Origin of the sequence: Skermanella stibiiresistens SB22, assembly GCF_000576635.1 — a bacterium.
Taxonomy (GTDB): Bacteria; Pseudomonadota; Alphaproteobacteria; order Azospirillales; family Azospirillaceae; genus Skermanella; species Skermanella stibiiresistens.
Genome location: NZ_AVFL01000009.1, coordinates 156,115 through 169,594, shown reverse-complemented (window position 1 = coordinate 169,594; position 13,480 = coordinate 156,115). Strand labels below are relative to the sequence as shown.

Below are 13,480 nucleotides of genomic sequence, written 5' to 3'. Positions count from 1 at the left end.
CCGGAGGACCCCTTCGCCATGACGATGATGGCCAAATCCACCAGTTTTGAAGTTACCGAAAAGACCACCGCCGCCGACCAGCCGGCCAGCGAGCTGTTCCGCTCCCCCAGCGGGTTGCTGACCCGCACCGCCTGGGAGGACGAGTTGGAGAGCACCTTCGACCAGATGCCGCGCTGGTACCGCTCCCCGGCCGAACGGGACCGGCGTTTCGCCCGCTGGGTCCACGCCGAGGCCAAGGGTCTCGCCTGCCACCTCGACCGGCTGGTCCGGCCGGATACCAAGCCAGCGATGGCCCGCCATCTGCGCGCCGTCTCCGAAGCCTTGTGGACCGACGCCGACTGGGCGCGCCACCGGATCGACGGCAGCATGGACGAGGCGGCGTGATCATGAAGAGGAAGTCCGCAATGACGATCGAGGACCTGCAAGCCCGCCTGCGCGACGCCCATGCCCGGATCGGTTTCGAAGGCCGCTTCGCCTTCACCATCGGGCAGCAGTCCAACGCCGGGTGCTACGTCACGCACTGGTTCCGCCCGACACCCCACGCCTTCGAGGACTGCAAATCGGTCGGCGTCGGCACCGTGGCCGACTGCGTCGCCGCCCTGGACCGCTATGTCCAGGCGTACCCCCGGCCGATGACCAACGAGGAAGTCGGAATGACCCTGGGCGTCATCCCACCGCATGAGGAGCGTTATCAGGTGGCGGCCGAATGACCGCCATCTCCTCCCCATCTCCCGTTGTTTATGGAACAAAACATGAACATCATATGGCATGATCGAGGGTATGGACCGCGAGCCCGCTCATGATCCCCTGTCCGAGAGATTGAACCACCGACATGGCCACACCGAAAAACCGTCCGTCCGATACCGTGACCGCGCGCGTCGAACACGCCTTGAGCCTGACCAAGGGGCGCCTGAGGCTTTGGCTGGTCTTCGAGGATGACGCCGCCGCGGCGGAGGCCCGCACCCTGATCCAGGTGAAGAAAGCCCGCAACCTGCTGGCCCTCTCCCGCAAGGACCTGGAACGCCGCCACGAGAAGGCGGTGCGCGAGATCCTGGACCGCTACGGCGCCCGGCAGCCCTTGCCCATCACGGAGGAGGAACCCGTCCAGCCACCCGCTCCCCGGTCACAGGCTCCAAAACCCCGCCGCAAGGCGAACTCCCGTCAACACGCCGACGCGGTTTCGGGTTAGGCTGGGCATCCAACCATGGCGATGACGGCGGTCCAGGACAGGATGGCACCTCCCGAGAGGAGCCCGACCCCAGCACCCTCGGCGCCCGACCGGGAGGTTCTCGCCGGTCTGGTCGAGCGGGTGACCTTCCACAACGCGGAGAACGGCTTTTGCGTCCTCCGCGTGAAGGCGCGCGGCCACCGCGACCTGATCACCGTCGTCGGCCACGCCGCCACGATCTCCGCCGGGGAGTTCATGCAGGCCTCCGGCGCCTGGCACAACGACCGCACCCATGGTCTCCAGTTCAAGGCCGGCTTCCTGCGCACGACCATGCCGACCACGGCGGAGGGGATCGAGAAGTATCTCGGCTCCGGCATGATCCGCGGCATCGGCCCGGTCTACGCCAAGAAGCTGATCAAGGCCTTTGGCGTCGACGTCTTCGACGTGATCGAACGGGAGGCCGAACGGCTGCGCGAGGTCACCGGCATCGGCCCTGTCCGCGCCAACCGCATCATCGCCGGATGGGCCGACCAGAAGGTGATCCGGGAGATCATGCTGTTCCTGCACTCGCATGGTGTCGGGACCTCGCGCGCAGTCCGCATCTTCAAGACCTACGGGCCGGACGCGATCCAGCTGATCTCGGAGAACCCCTACCGGCTGGCCCGCGACATCCGGGGCATCGGATTCATCACCGCCGACGCCATCGCCGCCAAGCTGGGCATCGAGAAGACCGCCATGGTCCGCGCCCGCGCCGGCATCGCCTATGCCCTGGCCGAGGCGATGGACGAGGGCCATTGCGGCTTGCCGCGCGGGGACTTGCTGGCTCTCGCCGAAAAGCTGCTGGAGATCCCGCGCCCGCTGATCGAGGACGCGGTGGCGCTGGAGACCGCCGACGGCACCGTCACCGCCGACACCCTGGACGGTGGCCCCGCCGTGTTCCTCTCCGGCCTCCACCGGTCCGAGCGGGGCATCGCCGGCCGCCTGATCGATCTGGCGGCCGGCCGCCCACCGTGGGGGGCGATCGACCCCGAGGTGGCGATCCCCTGGGTCGAGGGGAAAACCGGCCTGACCCTGGCGGACAGCCAACGCGCCGCCGTCAGGCTGGCGATCTCGTCCAAGCTGCTGGTCGTCACCGGCGGTCCCGGCGTCGGCAAGACGACGCTGGTCAATTCGATCCTCAAGATCCTGGCGGTCAAGAACCTGGAGCTGGCCCTGGCGGCCCCGACTGGCCGGGCGGCCAAGCGCCTGTCGGAGAGCACCGGCCTGGAGGCCCGCACCATCCATCGCCTGCTGGAAACCGATCCCGCCAATGGCGGCTTCAAGCGCTCCGAGACGCAGCCGCTCGACTGCGACCTGCTGGTGGTCGACGAGACCTCGATGGTCGACGTGCCGCTGATGAACGCGCTGCTGCGCGCCGTCCCGGACAAGGCGGCCGTGCTGCTGGTCGGCGACGTCGACCAGCTTCCCTCAGTCGGGCCGGGGCAGGTGCTGGCCGACGTGATCAATTCCGGCGCGGTGCCGGCCGTCCGGCTGACCGAGGTGTTCCGGCAGGCCGCCGAGAGCCGCATCATCGTCAACGCCCACCGGATCAACAACGGCCTGATGCCCGAGCCATATTCCGGCGAGGATCTGACCGACTTCTACTTCGTCGAGGCCGCCGACCCCGAGGACGGCGTCCGCAAGCTGATCCACATGGTCCGCGACCGCATCCCGCGCCGGTTCGGCCTGGACCCGGTCCGTGACATCCAGGTGCTCTGCCCGATGAACCGGGGAGGGCTGGGCGCCCGCTCGCTCAACATCGAGCTTCAGAAGGTGCTCAATCCCGCCCGCGACGACGAGCCCCGGATCGAGCGGTTCGGCTGGACCTTCCGCGAGGGCGACAAGGTGATGCAGGTCGAGAACGACTATGACAAGGAGGTCTACAACGGCGACCTCGGCGTGGTCCGGCGCATCGACCCCGACGACAACAGCCTGCTGATCGAGTTCGACGGCCGGGAGGTCGCCTATGACGCCGGCGAGCTGGATCAGGTCGTGCTCGCCTACGCCACGACGATCCACAAGTCACAGGGCTCGGAATATCCCGCCGTCGTCCTGCCCCTGACGACCCAGCACTACACCATGCTCCAGCGCAATCTGGTCTATACCGGCATCACCCGCGGCAAGCGATTGGTCGTCATAGTCGGCCAGCGCAAGGCCCTGGCCATCGCCATCAAGGGCCAGCACACCCGCCGACGCTGGTCCAAGCTGCGGGATTGGCTGTCCGGCGCGGCATAGCCCATCATTGACAATACCCCGCCTGTCCGGCTCCTATCCCGGACTCCGTGAAACGCAATTCCAATCCCAGGGCCGGGCGGTCCAAGAAGCGCGGCGCCACCGACCAGCCCGACCTCTTCGCGCCCAGGCTGGAGACCGCGGTTCCCGCCGATCCGCCGCCCTCTCCGGCGGTGGAAACCACACCCGCGCGCCCGATCGGCGAGTGGCCGACCGATCACCTGATCGACGCGCTCAGCCTGCACCTCTACGCCGAGCCGCCGGACGACCCGCCGCTGATCGCCACCATCGCGGAACTGGCGGAGCGCCACGAGCCCCTGGCCGTCCCGCTGCTGATCCGGACCTGCCGCCGCTTCGCCGGTTTCGACAGCCAACAGCCCGCGCCCGAGGTCGTGGCCGCACTGGAGGCGCTCGGCCGCATCGGTCCGGCATCGGCGGCCGTTCCCCTGATCGACCTGATCGGCAGGGGCCTGTTCAGCCCGGCCGCCACGGCGGCGGCGCTGGACTGTTTCGCGGCAATCGGCTGCCGGCCGGCGGCCGAGTTGATCCGCCCCGGCCTCCGCCACCTGGACCCACGCGTGCGTCAATCCGCCTGCGCCCTCGCGGCGGCGCTCCAGCGCCGCGACGATATCGAGGCTATCACTCCGCTTCTGAACGACCCCGACCGCGGCGTCTCGAAGTCCGCCCGCTTGGCGCTGGGTGAGCTGGGCCACGCCGCCGCCCGCGAGCCGCTCGAGGAACTGCTCGACCGCGCCACTCCGATCGACATCCCCCGAGTCGCCCGCGCGCTGGCCGCCGTCGCCGACGACGACACGCCGGTCAAGCTGGCCCGAGCGGCGGACCGGTGTGACGAGGAGGGCCGTTGCGCGATCGTCAGGGCCCTTGGCGCCATGGAGCAGGCGACCGTCGTCCCCCAGCTGATCCGCCTGTCGCGCGATGGCCGCCCCACCGTCCGCCTCGCCGTGATCGAGGCCCTGGCCGACCGGGAGGAGGATCCCAAGGAAAACGCCAAGTCCGGTTCCAAGCTCGGCCGTATCGCGGCGGCGCTGGGCGCCATGACCGAGGACGCGGACACGACGGTGCGCGAGGCGGCGGAAGCGGCCCTGCGCGCCTTCGACACCTCGCCCGACTGGTGAGATGTAAATAAAAACGCAACAATAGTCAGGCAATAGTCTCAAAAAAAAAGACCGCCGGGTCAAGGAGACCCGGCGAGTCAAACAGGGAGGCTTCACGTCTGGGAGACGTCGCGTCAAGACACATTCCCGGCCATCGCCGGGGGTAATAATGAATACCGCGATGCGATATCCACGATCACAGCATAAACTCTGTTCTCCACTGGGCAAGAATACTTTGGATCAATGCCCGAATGCACCTGACTCCGACCCTGAACCCGAGCAAGCCTGACGCCATCCACCCATCGCGCGACACACCGTTGAAGCGCCCTGTCGCCAGCCTCGCGCGGGTCCTATTATCCCACCCTCGGAACTTCCCACGGATATCGAGCCCCGATCCTTGAAACCAAGTCTTCCGCTCACCGTCAGCGCCCGCGCCGTGCTTCGCACCCTGGCGGCGTCCGGTCCCGTTACCCGGCCCCAGCTCAGCCAAACCCTGGCGTTCTCCAAGCCGACCATGTCGGCGGCGGTCAACGAACTCGAGGCCTATGGGCTGGTGGCGTCGCACGGCATCGCGCGGGGTGCCACCGGCAGGACGGCGGTGATCTATGGGCTGGGGCCGGAGGCGGGCCACGCCATCGGGATCGACGCCGGCACCACCCACGTCCACGCCGTCGCCTCGTCGCTGGACGGCGCGCGGATCGCCGAGATCCACCACGACCTGAAGTCGCCGGCCGATCCAGTGGAGGGTGTCAACTCCGTCGCCGACCGCCTGATGGAAAAGTTGGACGGCCGGCCTGGACCGCTGCGGGCCATCGCGGTGGCGGTGCCGACGATCGTCTCGGCCTCCCACATGGGCCTGTCGCGTCTCCACAGGATCACCGACTTGGTCGCCGGCCTGCGCGAGCGGTTCCAGGTGCCGATCCTGCTGGAGAACAACGTCAACTGCGCCGCCCTGGCCGAACTGCACCACGGCGCCGCCCAGGGCCGGGAGACCTTCGCCTTCCTTCAGGTCGGTGTTCGCATTGGGCTTGGGATCATCATCAATGGGCGCCTGTTCCGCGGCGCCAATGGCGGGGCCGGCGAGATCGGCCGGCTGCCATTTCCGTGGTCCGCCACCACCAACCCGGAATTCGAGGGGCTGGAGACCTATCTGGGTTCCGCCCAACTGATATCCCGCTGCGTCCGCGAGTGGCCGGCGGGGGAGGGGGCACCCCCGGCGTCGGCGGAGGAGTTGTTCGCGCGGGCCGCGACCTCCCCCCACGCCATGGCTTGCGTCACCCGCCACGCCACCGACATCGGCCGGCTGGCCGCGGCTTGCGTCGGGATGCTCGATCCCGGCTTGATCGTGTTGGGGGGAGGCGTCGGCCAGAACCCGCTGATGCTGGATCAGGTTGGCCGGACCGTCGCCGAGTTGGCGTGGCCGACCGAAATCCGGGTGAGCGAGTTCAGTGTCCGCGGCACGGTGCAAGGCGCCGTCAGGCTGGCGGTCGATTTCAGCCTGGGCGCCCTGCTGGGCGAGGAACGCCACCCCGCCTTCATCCTGACCGGCGAGTAGCCGCCAGCCGTCAACCGCCAGCGATCACGCGGCCGCCGGCACCGCCAGCTTGGTGTCGGTCTGCCGATAGCGGAACTCGCAGACCGGCAGCCCGACGGCTTCCGACATGTCGGCGGTCAGCAACTGCGCCGGCAGCGCCTGGAGGATGGCGTCGGGCAAGCCCGTGCCCAGCGCCGGAACGGTGATCACCACCAGGTTGGCGGCGTCCTTCAGGTCGGTCCGCGAGGTCACCAGCACGGTGGGAATGCCGAAGCCCGCCAGATCGCGCGCCAGCGGCACCTCGCGTCCGTCGCCGAACAGCAGCACGCTGGTGCCGCCGTCGTTCGGCTCCATCGGGCCGTGCAGGAAGTTCAGCGTGTCCCAGTTCTGCGCGGGAGCCCGCACCGCCTCGCGGATCAGCAAGGCCGCGTAGCCCGCCGTGCCGAACGCCAGGCCGGCGCCGACGCAATCGATCGACGTCCGCCCCGTGAGCAGGTCGGCCGCCCGCCGGACCGGTTCCACCACCAAGGCCAGAACCTCCTCGACCTTGCCCGGAAGCGCCGTCCAATCGGCCCCCGACGGCGTCCCGATCCGATCGGCCAACAATCCCAGTGCTTGGAGCGAGCCGACATAGCTGGTGGTATTGGGCCCACTGTCGGCGCCGCTGCCGGTGCCGATCATGGTCTTGACGACCTTGGCGAGGGGAGTGTCCGCCGCCTTGGCGATGCCGAAGGTCACGGCGTTCGGCCGCGCTTCCATGGCTTTGGCCGGCTCGACGCTCCGGCCCGAGGCGGACAGGGCCACATACACGTCGGCCACGTCGATCCGGGGATCGTAAAGCTCGGTGCCGGGGAAGGCCATCGCGCGGAGACCCTGGAGCCGCATCTGGGCCGTGGCCGCCTGCGCCGCGTAGAGGCTGGCGCCGATGCCGGCCACCGCGATGGTGGCGCCCGGCTTGAACGCCTTCAGGTCGGCCTTGTCCAAGGCGGCGGTGACGATGCCCCGGCTGGTGTCCAGCGACTTTGGTTGAAGGGCCACGCCGTCGCGGTAGGGTATCTTGTCAGTCATCGAGAGTGAGCCTGTGCTTTTCGATAGATAAGGTTCAGTCGAGCTTCATGTAATCGGCGTAGCGCGCCGCGTCGTTGATGGTGATCTTCTCGACCATGTTCTGGGTCAGGCCCCACTTCTCGAAGATCTTTTGATAGGACCCATCCTCGATCATGCTTTGCAGGGTCGCCGCGATGGCGTCGCGCAGTTCGGGATTGTTCTTGCCGACCAGGATGCCCTGATAGCCGACCGCGTATTTGGCGGTCTCGACCAGTTCCAGCTTCTTGCCTGTGGCCGGCTGATGGGCCAGCGTGTAGGCCGCGACGCCGACCGTATCCATCGCCACGTCGACCCGGCCGCTGCGCATGGCGACCTTGGCCTGATCGTTGGACGGGAACTGCATCACCTCCAGCGGCTTGTCCGCCGGGCAAAGCTCCTTCTGCTTGTCCAACAGCCGCAACGGGATGGAGCCCTGGACGGCGCCGGCGCGTAGTCCGCAGGCGTCGCTCAGCTTGGTGATCTTGTGCGGGTTGCCCTCCGGCACGATCATGCCGGTGCCTTCGAGGGTGTAATCGATCACGTCCAGGATCTTCTCGCGCTCCATGAAGTCGCCGAAGGCCGAGATGCCAAGATCGAAGCGCCCGGCCTGGATCGCCGGGATGATGCTGGCGAACTGCGCCGGGAACGACGTGAACTTGACGCCCAGCCGCTGGGCCATCTCCTTCGACAAGTCCTGCTCCAGACCGATCAGGGTCTTGTTGTCCTCGTCGTAGAAGTCGTAGGGCGGCTGCTGCGGGTCGGTGCCGACCTTGATCTCCCCGGCGGCGCGGATCTTCTCCGGCAGCATCGCGCGGAGCTTCTGGTCAACCTCCGCCGCTTGCGCCGCCATTCCGCTGGCGAACACGAAAGCCGCCGCCGCCGCGCACAACAGGGTCCTGAACTTGATCATCCCCAACTTGCTCATCCCTAGTCCCTCCGGTTTTGAACTCTTGAAAAGGCCGTGCCGTACCGTGGCGAAACCCGCCATCACAGGACACGCTTGAGAAAGGCCTTGGTGCGGTCGTGCCGGGGCCGCGCGATCACGTCGGCGGCGGTCCCTTGCTCGACCACCACGCCCCGGTCCATGAAGATCACGCGGTCGGCGACCTCGCGCGCGAACCCCATCTCGTGGGTCACGACCAGCATGGTCATGCCCTCCAACGCCAGCCGCTTCATCACCGCCAGCACCTCGCCGACCAGTTCCGGGTCCAGCGCGGAGGTCGGCTCGTCGAACAGCATCAGCTTGGGCCGCATGGCCAGCGCCCGCGCGATGGCGACGCGCTGCTGCTGCCCGCCGGAAAGCTGGTGCGGATAGGCGTTGGCCTTACCCGCCAGATCGACGATCTCCAGCAGCTCGTGGGCGCGCCGGGTCGCCTCCGCGCGGCTCTCGCCCTTGATCAGCATGGGGGCCTGGGTGATGTTTCCCACCACGTCGAGATGGGGAAACAGGTTGAAGCGCTGGAACACCATCCCGATGTCGCGCCGCTGGCGCGCCAGCTCGGCACTGCCCAGCTCGTGGAGGCGGTCGCCCCGCTCGCGATAGCCGATCAGCTCGCCGTCGACCAGGATGCGGCCGCCGCTCAGCTTCTCCAGATGGTTGATGCAGCGCAGCAGCGTCGATTTTCCGCTGCCGGATGGCCCCAGCAGACAGACCACCTCGCGCGGCAGGATGGTCATGTCGATGCCGGAAAGCACCTCGACCGCGCCGAAGCTCTTGCGCACCCCGATCGCCTCGACCATCGGCCCGGCGGCTTTGGAACGGGATGGTTCCGGCGTGGACGCCGGTGTCGGCATGGCGCTCATCAGCCCTTGCTCCCCATGGCGGCGGACAGCCGGCGGAAGGCGCGCCACAGCCGTGGCGGCTCGCTTTCCGACTGTCCCAAGCGGCGTTCGATCCAGCCCTGGACCAGCGACGCGACCGTGGTCATGACCAGGTACCAGATGCTGGCGACCAGCAGCAGTTCGATGATCAGGAAGTTCTTGGCGTAGATGTTCTGGACGCGGGTCAGCAGATCCTGGGCCGCCACGACCGAGACCAGCGACGTGGTCTTGAGCATCGAGATGGTCTGGTTGCCGACCGGCGGGATGATCACCCGCAACGCCTGGGGCAGCACCACGCGCGTCAGCGTCTGGAACGGCGTGTAGCCAAGCGCGGTCGCCGCCTCGCTCTGTCCCTTGTCCACCGCCAGCAAGCCGCCTCGGACGATCTCGGCCATGTAGGCGGTCTCGTTCAGGCTCAGCGCCAGCAGCGCAGCCGTGAAGGCGGAGATCAGCGTGTTGGTCTCCAGATGGATCGGGCCGATGTCGATGCTGGGAATGAACAGCTGGATGTTGAACCAGAAGATGATCTGGACCAGCAGCGGCGTGCCCCGGAAGAACCAGATATAGACGCTGGCGAAACCCGACAGCACGGGGTTGGACGACAGCCGCATCATGGCGATCACGACGCCGGCCACGATGCTGATCACCATCGCCAGGACGGTGAACAACAGCGTCAGCTTGATCCCCTCGATGATCGTGGGATCGAACAGGTATTCGCCGATGGCGCTCCACGCGACGTTGGGACTGCTGGCGACGAGGAGGGCGAACCCGCCCACCCCAAGCATCAGGAGCGCCGCGAGGATCCACTCGCCCCAATTCCGCCGGGGTACGATCCGTTTGTCGCGGACGTCGTCCGACCTTCCCACTCCTGCCTCTCCCGCGGTGGTGGTCATCCGGTCCTCCTGTAACCTCGATCGCCGCCGGAACTCGGTGGCGGCAAATGGCCGATCGTCTCGCCCCTCGACAGCCGCTCCGCCAAGTGGATGGCGCCCAGCACCGGCGGCGCCGTCAGGAGCGTGACCCGCCAGCCTGGAGCCTCCAGCAGCACACCGTCCTGGAAGGCGGCCATCAAGGCGGGCTGGCGCGCGATGACGCCGCCACCGGCGACGACCTGCCCACCCTCGGCGCCCCGCCGCACCAGCCGTCCGACCAGCCGCGCCAACTCGCGGCCGCCTTCGATGATCACCTTGTTGGCCAGGAGGGAGCCGGACTCGGCGGCGGCGAACACTGCCGGCACGTGGCGCCCGATCCGGGCCGCCGACCCCTCGTTCGACAGCGTCCTGCCCAAGGCCGTCGGATCGCTCAACCCCAACGAGGCCATCAGGTTGGCCTCCAGCGCGTCGGATGCCCGGCCCAGATCGGCGGCGTCCCGCACGGCGCGTGCGGCGGTCCGCACCAAGCCGCTGGCGCTGCCCTCGTCGCCCAGCAGCCAGCCCCAACCCCCGGCAGTCAGCATCGTCCCATTCGGCAGCCGGGCGACCGCGATCGACCCGGTCCCGGCGATCACCGAGATGCCGGCCTCGTGTCCGGCGGCCGGCAGCAGCAACTCGCTGTCGTTGAGCACGAGCACGGCGCCCGGCAGATGCGTGGCGACCAATCCTTGGAACACGAGGCATTCCTCGGCGTGATCGCAGCCATGGGCGCCGATCACGGTGACCGCCGGCTCCAATCCGTCGGGGCCGATCGATTGGATCAGCCTGGCGAGGCTGGCCGCGTCCGCCGCCGCTTCCCGCTCCCGCCAATCGACCGTGGGAATCGTCCTATCGACCAGCGTCGCGCCGCCGCGCGCCACGACGACATGCGTCTTGGTCCCCCCGATATCGATTCCGATGACAGCCCCGTCCCTCAACACGCCATCCCCTATGTTCCGCTAGCAGTTAGGAAGCTTAACTAACTCTCGAGGGGGTGACAAGGGTGTTTGCGGGGTCGGAACATCTTGGTTCGATCTTCCTGGCAGCCAATGTGACCTAGGCGCCCAATGAATAAATTTATGGTCAAAATCAAGTCATTCGCTTTGCGAAATCGTATGGTTCACAGAAAAATTCATTTTAGTGTAGGTCGGCTAGAGCGAAGCGGCAGCCGAAATCACTCCAAAAACTCCTGTCTGTCGGCTGCTGCTTCGCTCTAGCCGACCTACGAGAAAACTAAGCATATCCAGTATTGTAAATGAACAGTGTTTTGCGCCCGTTTTACATGTAGGGTGCCTGTTGCAAGCTTCATGAGTCGCGACGAAAACCCAAATAGATTGTAATCCTATGGTTTATGAGATAAAAAGCCTATTCAGACTCGCTGGAGATCATCCCATCATGCCAGAAGCAAACACACTCCCAGCCTCGAAACCAGCTAACGCGCTCCCATGCGCCCTGCCTCCCGCGCACGAGGCTTTCGCCCGTCTCGTCGCCGCCGGTCACGACCTCGCGGAAGCCGCGCGGCGCTCCGGCCATTCGTGGGATACCGCGCGTCAGGCCGGGTCGCGTCTCATTGCGGATGAACGTGTCGCCACGCGTGTCACCGAGTTGATCGACGAGGCGGACCAGCGCCGACAGGAGGAGTTGGACGAACTCGTCGCCGTGCTGAAGCGGATGATGTACGACGCCTTGGAAAAGGGCAACCACTCCGCCGTCCTCCGGGCGGCGGACCAGATCGCCCGGTTCCGAGGCCTCAACGCGCCACGCGCCAAATCCCGCAAGCCCGAACCGCCTTCCGAACCTCCTTCCGATCCGTCAGCCGCAGCGGCGCCGTCTGGGGTGTCCGAGCAACCGGAAGGGATTGTGGAGGCGAAGGCAAAGCGGATCGTGGGCTGCTTCGACGCGATGGAACGGCTGCCTCCCGCGCTGAGGAAGCAGCTTTTCGATCGCGCTCCAGCGACCGGCTTCTTCGACGCCGATTTCGAGATCCTGCCCCGGGAACGCTGGCCCGAACGCCGCGAGGATCACGGCTTACGATGACCCGCGCCGCGAAGATGATGACCTTCAATGACCTTTTGGGGCATTTTCCAAGCTGGTGCTGGTCATCAAGTCCGTCACATCAAGCCGCCCGAACCCGCCGCGCGCCCGACCTGATCCTGCGATCCAGCATGCCGTCCGCCGCGATGCTCCAGGGTTGTGGCTCCGGGAAACGCCTCACCGGACGCCGCCGCGTTTCGCCCGCCAAGTCCGGCTCGTCCAGCAGCGCGGCCTCGACATTGACGGTTGGCAGCAGGCGAAGCGTGCCGCACGTTCCCGGGACACCGATGGATTCGACCGACCGCCTCATCTCGGCGACCAGCGTCGGGGGAACCACGAGCCCAATGCCACCACCCGCGTCCGCCACCACGGTCAACCGGGGAGCGTTCCTGCGCGGCCCTTGTTTGCCACGCCGTTCGGAAAAGAACACATGTCCGTCGATCCTGTGACTGACATCCATCGCCGCCGTCCAAACCGGCATCCGCCGCAACCGTTTCGGCGCCACGTAGTGGGTGGCGCCCCGGCTGTGATCGGGTGCCAGCCCCACCAGCGACAGCACCGCCACCTCCGCCGCGCGCGCCCAAGCCACGCGATCCTGGATTTGCGTCGGGCGGGAGGCTGGCCTTGTGATCGTCCAGGAGAACTGCTTGCTTTGATAGACGACACCGCAGATGCCGTCGGGCCAGCGCCGCTCGCGCACCCTGTTCATCGTCACGGCGGCGACCGCGTATTGTCCTTGCGAGCTTTCCCCGCGGGCCTCGAAGTAAATGTTGCGCGCGAGGCACAAGGCGTCGTTACGATCGATCGAGGCCGCGTCCGGATGCCACGAGGCCACCGCCGAAATCATCTGAATCACGGTGAGCAGGGGTGTCCAGTCAGGTATCGGCATCACGTCGCCTCCGGCTGTTTGGAGTCGCCGGGAGCGTCCAGGCGCCCTCGTCAACCGTGTCGGCAACAGCCTTGAGGTTAACCTTGTTCCGCTATCCTACCGGATGCGGAACCAGACGAATCGGGCAGTTTGGCTGACCGAAATCGCGGTTTTCCTTGGCTCCCACATAAGCCGCGACTACGATAAATTTTCCATAAGTCACAACGTGTCACAACTTCCACACTCTGGAGGTCACGATGAAAACCAACAAAAATCGCAACCAAGATGGTCTTCCGCCGGTCTATTTGATGGCTGGGACGATTACCGCGATTTTGGTGTTCATGCTTCTGTCGGTTGGCATGGGCTGAAATCGGAGCCTTCGGAAGCTCCATGGCACTCCTTTAGAGGGAATCGGATGCCGCGGCCCCGGGCCGGCGGGCGTTTTGACGTTGCCTAGGAGTTAGACCCATCCAAAGTACTAGGCCCTCCGTTTTAGACACGAGAGGGCAGGTCTATCCGAAAAAGCGGTTAAAAAGCCGTTAAACAAATGTTGACCACAGCAAAGGCAGCAAGCATTATGCGCTCAAGAGAGGTAGAGACCCCTCGGAGTGAGCGGACTTGAATGCCTCCAATGGCGGCGTTTCTTCCTTTATCGCAAGAAACGATACGCTT

General features: G+C 66.5%; 13 protein-coding genes. 7 read left to right on the top strand and 6 right to left on the bottom strand.

What is annotated here, in order from left to right:
• Positions 1 to 18: 18 nt before the first annotated feature.
• The 6 genes from N825_RS40350 to N825_RS14330 all read left to right on the top strand — a co-directional run bounded on the left by N825_RS40350 (position 19) and on the right by N825_RS14330 (position 6,109).
• On the top strand, positions 19 to 384 hold the full coding sequence (locus tag N825_RS40350) for a hypothetical protein (RefSeq protein WP_245613113.1): 366 nt from the start codon (positions 19 to 21) through the stop codon (positions 382 to 384).
• Between the two features lie 20 nt (positions 385 to 404).
• Positions 405 to 710 carry a hypothetical protein gene (locus N825_RS14350; protein ID WP_037453116.1) on the top strand — a complete coding sequence of 102 codons (306 nt, stop codon included), beginning with the start codon at positions 405 to 407 and terminating at the stop codon, positions 708 to 710.
• Positions 711 to 832: 122 nt separating this feature from the next.
• Positions 833 to 1,189: a hypothetical protein gene (locus N825_RS14345; RefSeq protein WP_037452845.1), complete on the top strand. Its 357-nt coding sequence runs from the start codon at positions 833 to 835 to the stop codon at positions 1,187 to 1,189.
• 15 nt (positions 1,190 to 1,204) lie between these two features.
• The gene (gene recD2, locus N825_RS14340; protein WP_425423734.1) at positions 1,205 to 3,442 is read left to right on the top strand and encodes an SF1B family DNA helicase RecD2; all 2,238 of its coding nucleotides are present in this window, start codon (positions 1,205 to 1,207) and stop codon (positions 3,440 to 3,442) included.
• 47 nt (positions 3,443 to 3,489) lie between these two features.
• Complete coding sequence (locus N825_RS14335; RefSeq protein WP_037452842.1) at positions 3,490 to 4,575, top strand: HEAT repeat domain-containing protein; 1,086 nt, start codon at positions 3,490 to 3,492, stop codon at positions 4,573 to 4,575.
• A gap of 376 nt (positions 4,576 to 4,951) precedes the next feature.
• Entirely contained in the window at positions 4,952 to 6,109 is a 1,158-nt protein-coding gene (locus N825_RS14330; protein ID WP_037452838.1) for an ROK family transcriptional regulator, read from the top strand.
• Positions 6,110 to 6,133: 24 nt separating this feature from the next.
• On the opposite strand, the gene N825_RS14325 is transcribed toward N825_RS14330, so the two are convergent.
• From N825_RS14325 to N825_RS14305, 5 genes are all read right to left on the bottom strand, one after another.
• A complete protein-coding gene (locus N825_RS14325; protein ID WP_051512359.1) occupies positions 6,134 to 7,156 on the bottom strand; it encodes an SIS domain-containing protein in 1,023 nt (340 codons plus the stop codon).
• A 34-nt stretch (positions 7,157 to 7,190) separates the two neighbouring features.
• Positions 7,191 to 8,099: an ABC transporter substrate-binding protein gene (locus N825_RS14320; protein WP_051512358.1), complete on the bottom strand. Its 909-nt coding sequence runs from the start codon at positions 8,097 to 8,099 to the stop codon at positions 7,191 to 7,193.
• 62 nt (positions 8,100 to 8,161) lie between these two features.
• Positions 8,162 to 8,977 (bottom strand): amino acid ABC transporter ATP-binding protein, encoded by an 816-nt coding sequence (locus N825_RS14315; RefSeq protein ID WP_084164729.1) that lies wholly within the window; start codon positions 8,975 to 8,977, stop codon positions 8,162 to 8,164.
• On the bottom strand, positions 8,977 to 9,888 hold the full coding sequence (locus tag N825_RS14310) for an amino acid ABC transporter permease (protein WP_037452835.1): 912 nt from the start codon (positions 9,886 to 9,888) through the stop codon (positions 8,977 to 8,979). Before N825_RS14310 ends, N825_RS14315 begins: the two co-directional genes overlap by 1 nt.
• A complete protein-coding gene (locus N825_RS14305; protein WP_063833795.1) occupies positions 9,885 to 10,844 on the bottom strand; it encodes an N-acetylglucosamine kinase in 960 nt (319 codons plus the stop codon). The genes N825_RS14310 and N825_RS14305 overlap by 4 nt, the downstream gene beginning before the upstream one ends.
• A 457-nt stretch (positions 10,845 to 11,301) precedes the next feature.
• Between N825_RS14305 and N825_RS38890 the strand changes: the two genes are divergently transcribed.
• Positions 11,302 to 11,943, top strand: coding sequence for a terminase small subunit (locus N825_RS38890; protein WP_198038323.1), 642 nt, complete (start codon positions 11,302 to 11,304; stop codon positions 11,941 to 11,943).
• Between the two features lie 79 nt (positions 11,944 to 12,022).
• Here the strand turns inward: N825_RS38890 and N825_RS36515 are convergent, their stop codons facing one another.
• Positions 12,023 to 12,829, bottom strand: coding sequence for a cell wall hydrolase (locus N825_RS36515; RefSeq protein WP_084164727.1), 807 nt, complete (start codon positions 12,827 to 12,829; stop codon positions 12,023 to 12,025).
• Positions 12,830 to 13,480 lie beyond the last annotated feature (651 nt).